Annotated in this window: 17 protein-coding genes; 4 read left to right on the forward strand and 13 right to left on the reverse strand. The window is 39.4% G+C overall.

Translation table 11 applies throughout. The features are described from left to right. Positions 1–271 precede the first annotated feature (271 nt). The 3 genes from H6G97_RS24570 to hemE all read right to left on the reverse strand — a co-directional run bounded on the left by H6G97_RS24570 (position 272) and on the right by hemE (position 4,241). Complete coding sequence (locus tag H6G97_RS24570; protein WP_190943245.1) at positions 272–1,858, reverse strand: B12-binding domain-containing radical SAM protein; 1,587 nt, start codon at positions 1,856–1,858, stop codon at positions 272–274. 194 nt (positions 1,859–2,052) lie between these two features. Further along, positions 2,053–3,012 carry an NAD-dependent epimerase/dehydratase family protein gene (locus tag H6G97_RS24575; RefSeq protein ID WP_190943246.1) on the reverse strand — a complete coding sequence of 320 codons (960 nt, stop codon included), beginning with the start codon at positions 3,010–3,012 and terminating at the stop codon, positions 2,053–2,055. A 167-nt stretch (positions 3,013–3,179) separates the two neighbouring features. Then, positions 3,180–4,241 (reverse strand): uroporphyrinogen decarboxylase, encoded by a 1,062-nt coding sequence (gene hemE, locus H6G97_RS24580; protein ID WP_190943247.1) that lies wholly within the window; start codon positions 4,239–4,241, stop codon positions 3,180–3,182. A gap of 221 nt (positions 4,242–4,462) precedes the next feature. Here hemE and H6G97_RS24585 point away from each other — a divergent pair, with 221 nt between their 5' ends. Further along, complete coding sequence (locus H6G97_RS24585; protein ID WP_190943248.1) at positions 4,463–5,200, forward strand: hypothetical protein; 738 nt, start codon at positions 4,463–4,465, stop codon at positions 5,198–5,200. A gap of 34 nt (positions 5,201–5,234) precedes the next feature. Continuing rightward, positions 5,235–5,495, forward strand: a complete 261-nt coding sequence (locus tag H6G97_RS24590) for a hypothetical protein (RefSeq protein WP_190943249.1) — start codon at positions 5,235–5,237, stop codon at positions 5,493–5,495. Here H6G97_RS24590 and H6G97_RS24595 read toward each other — a convergent pair. From H6G97_RS24595 to H6G97_RS24615, 5 genes are all read right to left on the reverse strand, one after another. After that, positions 5,469–6,788 carry an ABC transporter substrate-binding protein gene (locus tag H6G97_RS24595; RefSeq protein WP_190943250.1) on the reverse strand — a complete coding sequence of 440 codons (1,320 nt, stop codon included), beginning with the start codon at positions 6,786–6,788 and terminating at the stop codon, positions 5,469–5,471. The genes H6G97_RS24590 and H6G97_RS24595 overlap by 27 nt on opposite strands. 18 nt (positions 6,789–6,806) lie before the next feature. Continuing rightward, positions 6,807–7,460 carry a glycosyltransferase family 2 protein gene (locus H6G97_RS24600; protein ID WP_190943251.1) on the reverse strand — a complete coding sequence of 218 codons (654 nt, stop codon included), beginning with the start codon at positions 7,458–7,460 and terminating at the stop codon, positions 6,807–6,809. 129 nt (positions 7,461–7,589) lie between these two features. Further along, positions 7,590–7,859, reverse strand: a complete 270-nt coding sequence (locus H6G97_RS24605) for a hypothetical protein (protein WP_190943252.1) — start codon at positions 7,857–7,859, stop codon at positions 7,590–7,592. A gap of 57 nt (positions 7,860–7,916) precedes the next feature. Next, positions 7,917–8,555, reverse strand: a complete 639-nt coding sequence (locus tag H6G97_RS24610; protein WP_190943253.1) for a glycosyltransferase — start codon at positions 8,553–8,555, stop codon at positions 7,917–7,919. Between the two features lie 27 nt (positions 8,556–8,582). After that, positions 8,583–9,689 (reverse strand): class I SAM-dependent methyltransferase, encoded by a 1,107-nt coding sequence (locus tag H6G97_RS24615; protein ID WP_190943254.1) that lies wholly within the window; start codon positions 9,687–9,689, stop codon positions 8,583–8,585. Positions 9,690–10,125: 436 nt separating this feature from the next. On the opposite strand from H6G97_RS24615, the gene H6G97_RS24620 reads away from it, so the two are divergent. After that, positions 10,126–10,905: a class I SAM-dependent methyltransferase gene (locus tag H6G97_RS24620; protein ID WP_190943255.1), complete on the forward strand. Its 780-nt coding sequence runs from the start codon at positions 10,126–10,128 to the stop codon at positions 10,903–10,905. A gap of 31 nt (positions 10,906–10,936) precedes the next feature. Here the strand turns inward: H6G97_RS24620 and H6G97_RS24625 are convergent, their stop codons facing one another. Together H6G97_RS24625 and dacB are read right to left on the reverse strand one after the other, a co-directional pair. Continuing rightward, positions 10,937–11,839, reverse strand: a complete 903-nt coding sequence (locus tag H6G97_RS24625) for a S66 peptidase family protein (protein WP_190943256.1) — start codon at positions 11,837–11,839, stop codon at positions 10,937–10,939. 296 nt (positions 11,840–12,135) lie between these two features. Beyond that, complete coding sequence (gene dacB / locus H6G97_RS24630) at positions 12,136–13,605, reverse strand: D-alanyl-D-alanine carboxypeptidase/D-alanyl-D-alanine endopeptidase (protein WP_338421838.1); 1,470 nt, start codon at positions 13,603–13,605, stop codon at positions 12,136–12,138. 234 nt (positions 13,606–13,839) lie between these two features. Here dacB and H6G97_RS24635 point away from each other — a divergent pair, with 234 nt between their 5' ends. Then, on the forward strand, positions 13,840–14,439 hold the full coding sequence (locus tag H6G97_RS24635) for a hypothetical protein (RefSeq protein WP_190943259.1): 600 nt from the start codon (positions 13,840–13,842) through the stop codon (positions 14,437–14,439). Between the two features lie 157 nt (positions 14,440–14,596). On the opposite strand, the gene H6G97_RS24640 is transcribed toward H6G97_RS24635, so the two are convergent. The 3 genes from H6G97_RS24640 to H6G97_RS24650 form a co-directional block, all read right to left on the reverse strand. Further along, positions 14,597–15,058: a tellurite resistance TerB family protein gene (locus tag H6G97_RS24640; RefSeq protein WP_190943257.1), complete on the reverse strand. Its 462-nt coding sequence runs from the start codon at positions 15,056–15,058 to the stop codon at positions 14,597–14,599. A gap of 304 nt (positions 15,059–15,362) precedes the next feature. After that, positions 15,363–15,656 carry a hypothetical protein gene (locus H6G97_RS24645; RefSeq protein ID WP_242055192.1) on the reverse strand — a complete coding sequence of 98 codons (294 nt, stop codon included), beginning with the start codon at positions 15,654–15,656 and terminating at the stop codon, positions 15,363–15,365. A gap of 2 nt (positions 15,657–15,658) precedes the next feature. Beyond that, positions 15,659–15,948: transposase (locus H6G97_RS24650; protein ID WP_190943137.1), on the reverse strand; the 290-nt coding region annotated here is incomplete at its 5' end.

The following is a 15,948-nucleotide window of genomic DNA, read 5'->3' on the forward strand; positions in this document are numbered from 1 at the left end:
AAGTAGGGGTTCACATCTGTGTGCCCCTACTTCGTTCATCTGTGGTTGATTATTTTTTCTGTGTTTTAGTTGTATGGGAATCCCCATACAATACTGTTCGGTTTTGCATTTTTAACTTGGCATTGGGTTTGAGGAAAAGGTTAAAGGGTAAAGGTTTTTTCTTTCCCATTTTCCCCTTAAACGACAAGTATTGAATCCCCATATTGCATTCATATACTTTTAATTGAGAACGGGTAATAAGTAATTTATTTACTATTACCCATTATTAGCTTTAACTAACTACTGCTTCAGCTTTTTCCTTAACTAGCACATAAGGCGTTTCTGCACCTTGTGCCAAATATTCAGCTAGCTGACTTTCAATTTGATCGCGCACAATTTGGCGATACTCTAGAAAATGCTCGTTGTGGGCGCAAGCAGCGATGTAATGTTCAATAACTCCAGGGTTACGCTTGAGAATACTGAACAAATGATGCCAAAATTTCCAACGGGTTTCGCGTTTGATTCCTTGTCGCCAAATTACAATCAGCAACGCTTTCACAACTACCCACTCTGGCATTTTCGCTGGCGCTTTCCAACTAGGTAAACCCATCATCAAGAAACAGCGATAGGTGCGATCTAAGTACAGTACTGGGTCGTATAAAGCACAAAATGCTTCAATATATTCTCGTGCAAGTTCTTCCAGAGGACGGGTGGGGAGGAAGTTCATCAATGTTGTTTGGTTGATGTTCCCATCTTGATTTTCCCGTAAGCGTCCTTCTTTTTTCAGGCGATGCCAAAGCGCGGTGTTAGGTAACGCTTGTAACATGGCAAAGGTAGTTGAGGGAATTGCTGCTTGTTCAGCAAAGCGGACAATGCGATCGCCTGCGCCTGCTTTTTCGCCATCAAACCCGATAATAAACCCAGCCATTGGGCGTAATCCGGCTTTGATAATGGTTTCCACTGCCTCAGTTAAAGAACTGCGAGTATTTTGAAACTTCTTGGTCATTTGCAAGCTATCCTCATCCGGTGTTTCGATTCCCAAAAACACCGCCGAGAAACCGCACTCAACCATCAACTCCAACATTTCTGCATCTTGTGCCAAGTCAATTGAAGCTTCAGTGTCAAATCGGAAAGGATATTTGTGTTCTGCCATCCAGACTTTTAACTCTTTGAGCAACAATTTCACATTTCGTTTGTTGCCAATAAAGTTATCATCTACCATGAATACACCCCGCCGCCAACCCAATTCATAGAGGCAATCTAACTCTGCTAAAAGTTGTGCTGGGGTTTTGGTGCGTGGTTTGCGTCCGTAAAGAACAATAATGTCACAAAATTCGCATTGGAAAGGACACCCACGCGAAAACTGCACTGACATCATGTCATAAGCATCCAATTCTAATAAATCAAAACGGGGTATTGGTGTGCTTGTGACATCAGGTTTTTCTGTGGCGCGGAAAGTGCCAGATGTGTCTCCCCGTTTAATTGCCTCAATAAACATGGGGAGAGTGATTTCTCCTTCATCCAGAATCAGAAAATCTGCGCCAACATTTTCAACTTCGTGAGGTACAGAGGTAGGGTAGGGGCCGCCAACTGCGACTAACTTGCCACGTTTTTTTGCTTCCTGAATTTGGTCAAGTAAATCTTGTTTCTGGACAATCATCGCAGAGAGGATTACTACATCTGCCCATGCCCATTCTTCTTCTGTTGCTGCACGGATGTTGCGATCTACCAGCTTGAATTCCCATTCTTGGGGCAGAATCGCTGCTACTGTTACTAAACCCAGAGGTGGTAATAAAACCTTGCGATTGACTAACTCTAAGATTTTTTCATAAGACCAAAAGGTTTTAGGAAATATTGGATACACTAACAAGATTCGCATGTAGTATCAATCCTCACACTTTGATTGTTATCCCACTCTAACGAAAATAAAGAGTTATTGACTTTTTATTAAAACCTCGTTTCCAGTTTATACCTGGAAATGCACCTGATTGGGCTGCTGTCGCAAGTCAAAAGGCGGTAGCCCTCCCATTAGGTATTCCCAGTTTGACTGAGAACAAGACAAAGAGTTACTGGCTATTTATCGGCACGTTTAACGCCACTAATTTTTAAAACATCACTCATAGTTGCACAATAATTTGGTAAGCCGAAACTATCAGGATTGATAAATTTTTCATAAGTGAAATGCCGATATTTCATGCAAAACCGATCCCAAGCGGCCATCTGAATACGGAACAAAATAATAATCAAATTAGCCAATGCTATAGATATGGGAATGCGAAAGTAAATCTTTTTGCCCAAATAAGCACAAACCTCTTTCACTGCTTGATTAGCAGTTAACGGCGCTTGACCTAAAACAAGCCGACGTAGTTGATCATTTTTGACAGGATGATCAATTAAATATCGCACAACAGTGGCAATATCTCGTCCGTGGATAAAGTGAAAACTGCCATCTGCTTCTAGAAAGCGAATCAAATTAATATATTTTGTAACTTCTGGAATGCCAGATGTGACAGCAGAATAAGGTTTATTCGCATCACCGCCGAACACTACAGTAGGAAATACTGTGGTAATTTTAGATGCGATCGCTAATTTTTCTTTTTTCTCTAAGCACTCATATTTAGAACGGATGTAATCTGTGCCAATTTCCCCTGCTTCTTTTAATGGTTGATTGTAACGATCCAAAACGCTAGCTGTCGAAAAATAAATTACCTGTTGGCAACGTTCTGGATCTAGCAGTTCGAGCAACTCTATAGTCTTGACGACATTAATATCAAATGTCTCATCACCACCCCAAGCTGTGGCTGTGAGTACTGCTGTATCAATTGTGGATAGTAAATCGGCAAACTGGCGAATATTTTGCATCTCGCCTTGCAAAACGTTGATACCTGAACGTGCCTTGGTATCAACTTGCAGTTTGCTTGGGTTCCTAACTAGTAGATACAGTTCGTGATCTGTTTCTTTAATTAAAGCTTCTGTTAAATAATGACCCACACAACCACTTGCACCAGTCACTAAAATCCGTTTCTGGCTCATAGAGAATTTTTCAAAATTTAGGAGTTAAAACTAAAGAGTTAAGAATAAAGTTAAAAGTTCCAAATTGGAGTTAAAAATAAAGTTAGGAGTTGCAAGTGAGGAGTTAAGAATAAAAGATAACTTTGCACCTCGCAACTAATAACTTTATAGTTTATAACTCCTCACTCTTAACCCTTAACTCCTGCAAGATTCAGTTCCTTTGCGGTTTCAAAGAAGAAAGCGACATTTTCTTCAGGAGTTTCTGGTAAGACACCGTGACCAAGATTAAGAATGTGACCCCAATTGCCAGCTTTGCGAACGGTATCGAGAATGCGATCGCGGATAAACTCTTTAGAGCCGAATAGCACGCCTGGGTCAAGATTTCCTTGAACTTTGACTTGCTTACCCAATCTGGCTCGTGCGTCTGCCATATCTACTGCCCAATCTACACTGACAATATCAGCGCCAGATTGTGCCATTCTTTCCAACACACCTGCACTACCGCTAACTAACAAAATCAAAGGTGTATCCGGGTGGGTTTGCTTGACTTGCTGAAAAACTCGCTGCTGATAGGGGAGAGCAAAGGTGTCATAATCTTGAGGACTCAATTGACCCGCCCAAGAATCGAACATTTGCACAACTTGAGCACCACAGTCAATTTGATAGCGGGCATAAATGGCGATCGCATCTGCTAATTTAGCTAACAGTTGATGCAATATCGTCGGATCTGAGAATGCCATGTTTTTGATGATGGAATAGGTTTTAGAACCTTTTCCTTCCACGGCATAAGCTGCTAACGTCCACGGCGCACCCACAAAGCCCAACACCGTTGATTTATCGCTTACTTCCGAACGTAGCGCTTGCAAAATCGTTTTGATAAATGGCAGAGCTGCTTCTGGTTCTAAAGGACGCAGAAGCTCAATTTGTTCTTGAGTGCGGAGGGGCGACTGAATGATTGGCCCTTTACCTTCAGCGATATCCATCTCAATGCCCAAACCAGGCAATGGGGTGACAATATCAGAAAATAAAATTACTCCATCTGGTTGGAAGGCTCTCCACGGTTGCAAGGAAACTTCAATTGCTACCTCTGGAATTTCGGAGCGATCACGAAATGAAGGATACTTATCTCTTAAATCTCGATATGCTTTCATATATCGTCCCGCTTGTCGCATCATCCATACAGGAGGACGATCTACTACTTCACCACGAGCAGCCCTTAACAGATGAGGAGTCGTTGAATAAACACCCATTTATCACTTCATCCTAAGTCACAATTTTTATGCCACTGTTTAGCTTATCATTCCGGGATTACGCTTTATTAGCAAGTTGTCAGCAAAAGCCCTAATCTCTTTACACCAAAGGGAAATCGGGTCGGGAATGGGATAAAACAAGAATTAACAAAGAAAGTGGAATATAAAAGAATTTCGTTACTCTTTTGTGTTGTATCCACTCTCTACTCCCCTAACTTCTTATGCAAACTGACTCTAACAGTCCCGAACATCTTGCATCTGCTAATAATGAGCCTAATCTAGGAAAGTTTTTGATTCCGCGATCGCAGCGACAGAGGTTCTTTATTCAGTTTACCTTAATGACCCTCATCGGATGGGTTGTCGGTGGTGTTGCCAGTATCGCCTTAGAGAAAATTATTCTTCAAAGTCTCTCACCTAGCGTCGCTATCCAACCGCAAGCATGGGGTATTTTAGTCAGAAGTTTCAGTAACGTTGTTTTTGCTGTGATTTTCGCCGCTGACCAGAGCCTTGTTCTTTACCGATATTTACCGGGTTTGCAGTGGTTATTTGCTACTACTGTCGGTTGGCTGATTGCCAATGGTGTTTCTACAGGCTGGATTAACTACATTTCGACCATTGCCTCATCATCACCTGAAGAAACGTTTATTTTCGGATTTTTGTCTGCGATCGCATATATTATTTCTGGTATTTGGCTAGGTATTTGCCAATGGCTAGTATTGAGGCGATATACAGCAGACATTTGGTGGTGGAATTTTCTACCTTCAATGTCTTTTTTCTTGATCACTATTTTGGTTTGGTTGCTTTTTCTTATACAAAATTTGATTCCAGAAACCTACCGAACTCCCATACTATATTGGAGTGGGCAAGGACTGACAGCAGTAATTTTAGGAGCTATACCAGCAATTGGCTTGTGTACATTAAAAAGAAATTTACATCGCAAAACTGAAGTTTCTCCCTGACTTTTGTCGATATATTTCATTAATTTTAATGTTTATGACTCGCCCGCGCCTTCTCCAACCCGGTCAAAGTTATAAATTTAGTAAGTATTTTGAATTACCATATACCCCAGCAGACATCTTGGCGGAACTAGGATGTAGTTACGAACGCGCATCGCTACAACTACCAAAATATTCAGGCGTAATTGACTATTTAGAGTTTTTGCAGCGTTACTTACGGCGCAATATCATGCGCGTAAATCCTATCAGTGAAGCTGCAAAACGTGAAGTTTTAATTGCTATCCCAAATAGTTTCTAAACGCTCTTGTGCTGTCTTGAGCGCTTTTTCAGGAGACTCACCCAACAATGTAGCCTCAATAGCTCGACCAAGACTGTCAGAAAGACGGCTATATCCAGCAATAATCGGTCGAGCGCCAGCCAGAGGAGCTTGTTCCATAAACACTTTTAACCAAGGTTTTTGGTTCATGAATTGCTGATAAGCTTCACTTTGAGCAGCTTTAAGATTAACTGGTAAAAAACCAGTGCCGATACTCCATTCTTTTTGGAATTCTTCACTCAAAACATACTCTAAAAACTTGAGCGCGGCTTGCTCTCTCGCTGGTGTAGTCTTCATCACATACAGATTTCCGCCACCTGTCACCGTAGCTTGACCAACATTTGCAGGTATGGGAAATGCGTCGTAATCAACTGTAGATTTAGTGATATAAGTCCAAGGTCCCGTAATTTGCATAGCAACGCGACCCGCTATAAAAGCATCCTCTTCATAACCCCGTTCTGGAGAAGAAAGCGTTGCTGAACCATCTTTTAATAGCTGCTGCCAAAATTGTAAGGCTTTCAGCGCTCCAGCATTTGTTAAATCTGGTCGATTATTTGTTAGTACTTCTCCGCCAGCGCTCAATAAAAAAGGAAACCAGCTAAAAACAGTCCATTCTCCCTTTCCTAAAGGCAGTACAATTCCGTACTGTTCTGGTCGGTTGTCGCCATTACTATCTATGGTCAATTTTTTGGCAACTTGCCTTAATTCTTCCCAAGTCTTAGGCAATTGCGTAATTCCCGCAGCTTCAAAAAGCTTAGGTCTATAAAAAATGCCTATATTGCTAGTGTACAGTGGGGCTGACCAAAGATGACCATCTAATTGCAATTCTTCAAGTAAGTTAGGACTGATTTCTGACTTTAGTGGCAATTTGTCCAACCAATCTTCTAAAGGTATAATTGCCCTTAAATCTGCCAACTGACCTGTAATTTGCGGATAGAATGCCAGGATATCTGGAGGCACATTACCCACAACTGCTGTTAATATTTTCGGCAAGTGGGGTTGAGCTAAAAAGACAGATTCTACCTGGACATCAGGATGAGTCTGATTAAATTTGTCTACCAGTTTTTCAAACACATCCCGATTAGCGGGGGGATTAATTGCTTGCCATAGGGTCAAATGGATTACTCCATCATCCTTCTGTCCTATTCCCTGACAACCAGATAAAAATATAAGAAACGAACTCAGGAGAATCCCTACAAGTAACATCTGCCAAACAGAAGTAATAACCCGGCGAAAATAATGGCTTATTTGGGATAGAAAAAGGATAATCTTCATACCAGGTAGTTAATCAGATTAAGAAATATTTTCCAAAACACTTTTGGTAATACTAGTTTCTGCTCTAGTGTAAATATAGGTTTCGGGTTCGGTTACTTTTTCAGTTCTGAAGATTTTTGCCGCACGATACCAAAAGTCTGTATCCTCTCCATAAGCAATATCATTAAACCCTTTTACCTCAAAAAATACCTGTCTCTTGCCAAAAAATGTTGGGCCTAAAACACATTCTCGGAGATTAATTTTTTTCCCTGGTTGAAAATAATCTGCGACCAAAATCTCTTCTTCGGCTGCGAATCCACCTTCAATCAAATCAATTTCTGGATTAGCTTTCATATATTCAATTCGCGCATCCAGATGATTGGCTTTATAAGCATCATCACTATCGAGGAATGTTATGTATTTGCCGAAAGATGCTTGAATACCAGTATTTTTAGCATACCATAGCTTCCTGTTTTGATGTTTCAAATAGCGGATATTTTCAAATTGTTGAATATAAGGATTGACAATTTCAAAAGTATTATCCTGGCTGCCGTCATCAACTATAATCAGTTCCCAATCTTTAAAACTTTGAGCAATAACACTATCAATGCAATTGTTTAAATATTTTGCCCGATTGTAAGTGCAGAGGATAATTGATACTTCATGATTGAAATCAAAAACTACAGTTTCCATTGTTAAATCATTATCGTATTGTTAACACAAAAATCCCACTAACAAAAGAAGGATTTTTAATTATTTATGAGTAAAGCATTAAGTTGTTTTTAACACAAAAAAGTTATGAACATTCTGATAAAATACTCCTTAACTATGTAAGCTTATAAATTCGTGCATAATATCATTATAATTATAAATTGTCCGTTTACAATCAAAATTATCTCGGACATATTCTAAAATTTGTGGGCGATAATATTGGTTTTTGTCAATCATCTCGCTAATTGTAGCGTTAACAATTTTTTGAGCTTCTGGAGTGGCATCAGTTAAAATATTATCTGGCAAAACTCTAATGAATTCTTTGTGATGCAAATTGGCACTAGCAGATTCGGAAATAACTATACATAAACCTGCCGCCATTGCTTCTAATACTACGAGTGGTGCAACTTCTCCTTCACTAATTAAAACTAAACAGCTCTAATCTGTGAGACGAAAATAAACTTGTTCTAAGCTCCATACACCTAAATATTTTGTCGTTGTTCCTTCAACAAAATCAGGATCATCTAGAGGGCCAACAAAATCTATTCCAATCTTTCCATCTATGATTTTTGCCAGTAATTTCTGCTGTTTTCTTGGTTGAATCCAACCTAAACAAATAGCTTTATTATTACCTTTAGCTTGGAAATTTACTTTCTGAGTATCAATACCGTTCACTTGCACTGAGATGTAGCCAGAATAGCCTGAATTCAAAAGAAAATCTTTTGTTAAATGAGAAAGGGCAATTATGCCAGGTGCAGCAAAATAATGTTGAAATGCTTCTCTAAATTCTTCATTCCATTTATTTGTTTTAAACAAATAACCATCATGGCAGGTAAAACAATACTTTTGTTTAAACTTTCGATTAAAATCGCTGACAAAACTGTAGGCGTGTAAATGCACAAAGTCATAATTATTATTAATATGCTCTATAACTTTATTAACATCTTTATCGTTTAAAATATCGACTTGATGTCCAATTTTCTCTAAAAAACTTTTGGATTCATTTATCACAGTCAAAACAGAATGTGATAATGGAGGCTCAGGGACATAACCCCAAGCGACAAGAGCAATTTTCATAAAGAATTTCTCCTCACACATTTAGATTTACTTTTCAGCCAAAATACAAGTTGCAACAGGGTAATCTGGATGATAAGCGTCTAGTTCTTGTGATGTCAATTCTTCTACGGCTATTCCATGATAACTAGCTATTACAGTGCTAGGATTGCCATAAACATACAACTTCTGTTGTGAGAAGTTTCTAAACATCCAGGCGAAAGCATCAGGTAAAGGTCGCCAATAATCAACAGGAGTCGCATGAACTCTAATCGCACTTGGTACCATTGCAAAACATTTACCACCAGGTTTTAGCCAAGTGTAAATGTTTTCCACCACTACCCAGGGAGCATAACAGTGTTCTAAGACGTTAAAAATTATCACTGAATCGAGAGATTCTGGTTTGATAACGGATACATCATGAGCATCCCCAACTATATCTACTCCTGGCCCGGCTTCTAAGTTGAGAATTTGATATGATGCGCCTGGATTAATTTGATAAAAATCTTTATCTTTTGGTGTTCCTCCTATTTCCAAGATATTGCCACCGATTTGGGTTTGAATTTCTTTAAGAAATTTGCTGAGATAGTATCTATCGACAGGTTTACCTCTTGTCAATCCAAATGCTTGACAAATGGGAACTGCTTTTTTCAAGTCACCCCAATCTATTGAACCTGTCGCAGGAGATAAAAAACCAAGATTTTCTAGATGTTCTACTAATTTACGAAAATCTTCTATATTTTCAATAGATTCTAAATCATCTTTTAATTGGCATTGGGAAAATAATTGTGGCAAGACCTGGTAAGTTTCTCTACTTAAGGAACCAAGTTCAAATTGCATTTCTTTTTCGATAAAACTCCGAAATCCTTTACCAAAAATTGTCAGGCTACCATCTGCTAAAAAAACTATAGCATCTTGAATAAGTTGTTCATGTTGAGCTAGTTCCTGAATAACTTTATCTGCTATGGAAGCTGATTGAACTTTTTGAAATATTTGGTAAGCTTTCTCTAATGAATGTCCGTGAACAAATATTTCTAGTATTATCAGCCACGATTTGGCTGGAACAATTTCTGCTGTTCGCTGACTCCAAGCGAAAATTGCATATAACTGTGAATCTTCAATCTTTAAGAAGGCGTTAGGCACATATTTTTTAGGCATACAAGTAAATCAATGAAAAATTTTTAGTAAGGAAGATCACTTAGGCATTATAAGCTATTTTTGAATCTATCTATAAATGGCAGTCCACAGATTATGCAGAGAAGCTTTTTTCCTTTTATAGAGTAAATCTAGTACGGCTTGGCGATGATTCATATTTAGTAAAAGACTGCCAAAGCAATGCTACCGCTTATTTCTACTACACAATAACCATGCGTAGCTTACCGCCGTAGGCATCATCTTTTTTCCCACCCGCGCCTAGATGTCTCTAATTACCGCAGGGCAAGATTAGGGACGATCACCCTTTGCTTAGATATCTGACTTGATCTCAGTATTAACTATTGAACCATAGTATGTTAATGTTAATTTTTAATTACGTAATTTAATTGATAAAGTTAACAAAACTAGTACATAATGAATCTTTTGAGAAAAAGAAATAATGACAAAAACTAATGAAGTTGTTACAAATATCTCATTGTCTAGTTGGGACTATATTTCACCAGAATCTGAGATAGTTCATCCTGATTCATCTTTCCCCAATATGATTATTGGAGACCTCAATAATTGTTATTGGTCTTATTTACGTCGAGAGATTCCCCATAACTGGTATGTGGATAGAGATGAGCCATTTATAGGGTTCCTCAATCGAGATGAGACACATATTTTATATAATACAGCACTCAAATTTGCTGGAAAAAAAGCTTTAGAAATTGGTTGTTTGCGAGGTTGGTCTGCCTGCCATTTGGCATTAGGTGGAGTGGAATTAGATGTAATTGATCCTTTTTTAGCCAGAGAAGATGTTTATGAAAGTGTAAGTACTTCTTTACGACTTGCTGGTGTTATTGACTCAGTTAATTTGGTAGCGGGTTATAGCCCACAGAAGGTAGAGGAGTTAGCTAAACAATTACAACGTAAGTGGTCGTTAATTTTCATTGATGGCGATCATGAAGCACCAGCTCCGCTCAATGATACGATTATTTGTGAACCATTGGTAGAGGCGGATGCTTTAATTTTGTTTCATGATTTAACTTCCCCTGATGTAGCACAAGGCTTAGATTACTTAAAGGAAAAAGGTTGGAATACAATCATTTACCAAACTATGCAAATTATGGGGGCTGCTTGGCGTGGAAATGTTGAGCCAGTAAAACATCAGCCTGATCCGAAAATTAATTGGGATTTACCAAAGCATTTAGAACATTATTCTGTGAGTGGATTATGACTGTTTAACCAGAAGCGAATCTGATTTTAACTTAATGTGGATGCGCGATCGCTAATATTCCCGCATCCCCATCTAAAGTTACCTCTACACCTACTAGTAAGGCTGCATTGGGACTATCATGACCAAAAGGCAAATCGGAGACAACAGGAATACCTAAATCACCTAAGCGATCGCGCAATACTTCTTCTACACTAAAACTAGATATAGTTGGCGGCGCCTCACAACGAGTAAAACCACCCAAAGCAATACCGCAGACTTTAGACAATGCACCACTCAAACGCCACTGTGTCAGCATCCTATCAATGCGATAAGGTGCTTCTGTAACATCTTCCAACGCCAGAATTACACCATCTAGATGTGGCAAGATTGGTGTACCCAAAAGGTGAGTAGCCACCGTCAAATTACCTACTAACAAAGTGCCACTAACTACTCCACCACCCCAACCGCAACCTTTGAGAGGGGTGATAGGGCGACCTTCCACTAAATCAAATAATCGTTCAATTGACCAATCTGGTTCATCTCCCAAAGTCGTCAGCACAGGGCCATGAACGCCAGAAACTCCTTCTGTATAAAGGCTCCATAACAAAGCTGTGATATCAGAAAAGCCTATGAGCCACTTGGGAAGCGCTGAGTTTGACCAACTCCAATCTTCTAAAATGCGGGTGCTGCCAAAACCGCCTCTCGTACAGAGAATACCACGACAATCAGGATCTTGCCATGCTGCCGCTAATTGCTGACGACGTTTTTCATCTTTGCCTGCTAGATAGCCCCATTTATCATCTATCTGAGGACTGATTTTTAGTTGGTAGCCGTGTGATCGCCAAATTCCTATACTCCGTTCAAATGCCTCAAATTCTCGCAAAGCACCACTAGGGGCAATGACTCGCAGTAAGTCTCCAGGTTTTAGGGGCGGTGGTAAGATTTTGGCTGGCATGAAAAAACTTAGAAGTGAAAAGTCAGGAGTTAAGCATAAAGACTATAACTCATAACCCACATAAAATTTTGTCGAATATTTTTTTCAAGTTTTAAACGTATTGGGCGAATAGAATTCGCTACTACACAAGCAAAGTCCGCCTCTATGGACTAATACAAAATCAAAGGTTTACTAACCCACGTTAGCCTTTGACGTTCCGCAGGAAAGGTGGGTTTTGTATTTCGACTCCGTTCAACATAAGTGTGTATAGCCGCTACTTCTAGTCGCCAGGATACTCTAATTTGGTGGCAATAATATTAACAACGCTGCAACTGTGTCAACAACACAACAACTTCATCAATTGCCTGCCGCACAACTGTTGCAGGTTGTTCCGATTGATTCACGATAATACTAAAAACTAACGGTTCATACTTAGGCGCATTCATATATCCAGATAAAGAAATTGCACCCGTTAACGTACCTGTTTTTGCTTGCACAATGCCCTCAGCAGGTGTACCTTGAAAGCGGCCTTTTAGAGTTCCACTTTTACCTGCCACGGGTAAAGATGCACGATATAAATATGCTGCTGGTGTTCTTGCTATTGCGTGCAAAGTTTGTACAAAAGCTTCTGGTGTCACTAAGTTACGCCGTGATAAACCTGAACCATCCACTAAAATGTAATTTGCTGGATCAACTCCCAATTGAGTTAAACTCGCCTTGACAACTTCTAAACCAACATCAGCGCTAGTTTGAGTTTTCAGTCTAGGTTTTTTCACAGCTAATGCTCTCAGTAGTGCCTCAGCATAAAGATTATTACTATTTAGATTTGTCTCTGCTAATAACTCAGCTAAAGGTGGTGACTCTACAAATGCTATTTCTTCTTGATTAACGCCATCATTTACTACTAATGTTTGTCCCAAGGTAATTTTTTCTGCTGCCAAAGCAGAACGGAACCGCCGTAAGAAGTAATAATTAGGATCAACTACAGGCAAATCTATTAAAGACGGTTCAGAATTTGTTGTTAGTTGTCCTTGAATTCGTAATGCTGTTCCTGATAATTCGCGGGTAACGTTAACGTAGGTTGGTTGATTTTGGGCAGCGGTTACTGACTGATTAATTGTTCGCCACAGTCTCGCTTCGCCAGGATCAATCCATACTACTTGTAAAGGTTGACCTACAGCTTGCGGTACAAGTTTTAAGCTAAAAATATTTTGATTCAGAATAAAGCTGCTGACTGGTGTGCCATAGTCTGATTGCACATCTTCCCATTGCCAGGTTGGGTTAACAATATCTCCTTGAATATAACTATCATCAGCTATCAATCGCTGAATTTGAGTAATACCTTTCTGTTTTAGCTGCTGTGCCAATGTTTGCAGTTGAGTCTCATTTAAGCTGGGATCTCCCCTACCGACAATACGTAAAACACCATTACCATTCTGATAAATAGAGGTGCGAATCCGAAAATTAGCACCCAATTCTTGCAATGCAGCTGCTGTTGTCAGCAATTTGAGGTTAGATGCGGGAGTAAAATATTTTTGAGCATCCCGACTGTAAAGAATTGGCCCCGTTGACAGAGGTTGCACCAAAATTCCCCAGCGCACCCGACTGAATAAGGGACGATTGATTACAGCATCTATAGCTGTTCCCAGTTGGGTAGAGCAAATTGATTTTGTAGTGGTTGTTGGCGCGACTTGGGTTTGTGCTTTTGCAATAGAACTAAATCCTATCTGGCTAGTCAAAAATATTAACAAAACACCCAGTGGTTGATTAAAAGTCTTAAGTCTCACCGATTTTCCTTATTCCAAAGATAGATATTTTGACCTTGCCAAAAATTTCTTTCCGGAGAGAGAAGAATTGGCTCAGTAAAGTTACTTAATTAGTATAGGGAAGATGTTCACATGTTTCATACATGGGCGATGTCTACGACGGGCTGCGCCTACGCACAAACATAATTTATGGGACTACAAAATAGAAACATAAATCAACCTGCATATACAGAAATACGAAATCGAGGCAATGGTGTGAGTACATTTTTATCTGGTGTAGCTGTATTACTCTCTACTTTGGCTTTGGGATGTAGCGGCTATGTAGCTTATGAACTTTTCACGTTACGGCAGACACTAAATGCTAGTAATACAGTTGGCAGCACCATTCCAACTCAAATGCCAACTTCTACAGCTACAACTTCTCCACAAGCAACGATCTCACCATCCCCAGCTACTGCTACAACTTCAGCAATTAGTCCTGGTCAATTTGTGCAGCCTGCTTTTGGCAAAAAGGCAGAAGTTGAGTTACTTTCAGTAAAGCGAATTAAAGATCCAGAAACTGGAAACCGTGATGTGGTAAATCTGCAAATGCGTATTCGTCGCCTTGCCACAGACGGAGTTGCTGCTAACGATATTATATCGGTTGCTAGTACAACAGCCCGCAATCCTGAGACTAGCGTAACCTACAAAGGAGTTGCTCTTAATCGCTCAACAGGAAGCGTTTCTTTGTTTCAAGTACGTCCACAAGCCTCCGCAGATGCTTATATCTGGCTAAGAGTTCCCGATGGTGTTAATAACTTGGACATTTTTGTGCCAGATACAGCCGCATTTAAAAATGTACCAATTTCTAATTAGTACTCGATCGGATTAATTCTGATAGTGTGCAAGATTCCCAACTTCTTCATGAAGTCGGGAATCTGAACAACTTAACTCAAACCAAATTATTTTATACTCTAAATTAGCAACCCCAAATTAACGATGCTACATGGTTAAGCCTGTAATTGAAAAAGATTTACTCCTCTTCCTCTTCTTCTTCCTCTCCGAATACTGCATCTATAAGTTCTTGTGCGCGTTCGTCTGAAATATTTAAGGCTTCTTGAAGCTCAGAGATATAGTCTTGTTCGTGTTCGGGTACTTCTTCATCAATCCCTACTACTAAGATAGCAGTGATATATGCAGCTTCACGATAACCTCTATTAGGTAAGGATTCGATGGACTGGGTGATTAAATCTTCTGGTTCTTCTTCTTCAATCAAGCTGACGACTTTTTCGGTCAATTCTTCAAAGTCTTCTTCAGAGTAATCTTCAAATAAGCCAACTTGACCAAGAAATTCACTTAAAGCATATTCTTCTGTTGAAGAAATACCTTCACCGTCAGCAGCTGCGGAAAACAACCCAAGGATGGCGATCGCAACTTCTGGTTCTAGAGCAACTGAACTAACACTACGGCCTTTGGGCAACTTGCGTTTAGACATAATTATCCTTTAAAAGTTACGTGATATTTCAGGAAGTCATATTTTGCGGTTTATCATGCTTCCTCGATTTATGATTCCCAAAATAATGCGGAAATATACATTGGGATAAATCTTTTTTTCGTAAAAAATACGCAGAGAGTATATTTGCCTGCGTATAAAAACGGTTAAATTGTCTTGAGCGATCGAGGTTTTTAGTACTTGTGTACGCCACGGTAGCCTAAAGGGAGAGGTAGAGAAGGCTGTATTATAATCAACTGCAAACTTCTATAATCCCGTCTTTACAAGAGTTTTATCATTTCTCTACTTATTTCTTATCTCTAGGATGATATTGGCACTTAGTTATCAGCCAACCTATGCCAATAAAAAACAATGTAGCTAAAACACTCAACAATGAAGATGCGTAAAAGGGATGGGGTAGGTTGTTGGGAGATATTACGGTTAGGGGTGGGTTGATTTTGTCGATGCGTTGGACGATTATACCAGAGGCGATCGCACCACCGCCAAAGCCTATACCTAGTACTTGGATTGTACTTTCTAAGGAGCGATCGCGCTCAGTTTGTTCTGTCTCTACTATATCTCGGATAGTAAGCTGTTCCACATTTAGTTTGCAATAGCAGCATTACCTTTATTTTTAATTTTTCTTCCCCATCTAATTATTAACTCTCCCTGATTTAACAACCTATTTAATAAGTTTTTCAGTTCCTCTACTGATTTAAATAGGCGATGAGATATGTATTCTTTCGCCGAATGCCATACAAGTTCGGCTAAATTCAAATCTGGGCTATACTCAGGCAGAAAATATAGTTGAATATTTGGTAAGTTTTTTTCAATCTCTGCCAATATAGTTTTCTTTTTATGGTAACTAGCGTTATCTAGAATTATCAAGATTT

The sequence above is a fragment of the Nostoc flagelliforme FACHB-838 genome, assembly GCF_014698065.1.
Classification (GTDB): domain Bacteria; phylum Cyanobacteriota; class Cyanobacteriia; order Cyanobacteriales; family Nostocaceae; genus Nostoc; species Nostoc flagelliforme_B.

What these genes read in the sequence shown, in the direction of transcription:
- H6G97_RS24570 (WP_190943245.1), bottom strand. Translation starts at nt 1,858, where the DNA reads ATGCGAATCTTGTTAGTGTATCCAATATTTCCTAAAACCTTTTGGTCT.
- H6G97_RS24575 (WP_190943246.1), bottom strand. Translation starts at nt 3,012, where the DNA reads ATGAGCCAGAAACGGATTTTAGTGACTGGTGCAAGTGGTTGTGTGGGT.
- hemE (WP_190943247.1), bottom strand. Translation starts at nt 4,241, where the DNA reads ATGGGTGTTTATTCAACGACTCCTCATCTGTTAAGGGCTGCTCGTGGT.
- H6G97_RS24585 (WP_190943248.1), top strand. Translation starts at nt 4,463, where the DNA reads ATGCAAACTGACTCTAACAGTCCCGAACATCTTGCATCTGCTAATAAT.
- H6G97_RS24590 (WP_190943249.1), top strand. Translation starts at nt 5,235, where the DNA reads ATGACTCGCCCGCGCCTTCTCCAACCCGGTCAAAGTTATAAATTTAGT.
- H6G97_RS24595 (WP_190943250.1), bottom strand. Translation starts at nt 6,788, where the DNA reads ATGAAGATTATCCTTTTTCTATCCCAAATAAGCCATTATTTTCGCCGG.
- H6G97_RS24600 (WP_190943251.1), bottom strand. Translation starts at nt 7,460, where the DNA reads ATGGAAACTGTAGTTTTTGATTTCAATCATGAAGTATCAATTATCCTC.
- H6G97_RS24605 (WP_190943252.1), bottom strand. Translation starts at nt 7,859, where the DNA reads ATGGCGGCAGGTTTATGTATAGTTATTTCCGAATCTGCTAGTGCCAAT.
- H6G97_RS24610 (WP_190943253.1), bottom strand. Translation starts at nt 8,555, where the DNA reads ATGAAAATTGCTCTTGTCGCTTGGGGTTATGTCCCTGAGCCTCCATTA.
- H6G97_RS24615 (WP_190943254.1), bottom strand. Translation starts at nt 9,689, where the DNA reads ATGCCTAAAAAATATGTGCCTAACGCCTTCTTAAAGATTGAAGATTCA.
- H6G97_RS24620 (WP_190943255.1), top strand. Translation starts at nt 10,126, where the DNA reads ATGACAAAAACTAATGAAGTTGTTACAAATATCTCATTGTCTAGTTGG.
- H6G97_RS24625 (WP_190943256.1), bottom strand. Translation starts at nt 11,839, where the DNA reads ATGCCAGCCAAAATCTTACCACCGCCCCTAAAACCTGGAGACTTACTG.
- H6G97_RS24640 (WP_190943257.1), bottom strand. Translation starts at nt 15,058, where the DNA reads ATGTCTAAACGCAAGTTGCCCAAAGGCCGTAGTGTTAGTTCAGTTGCT.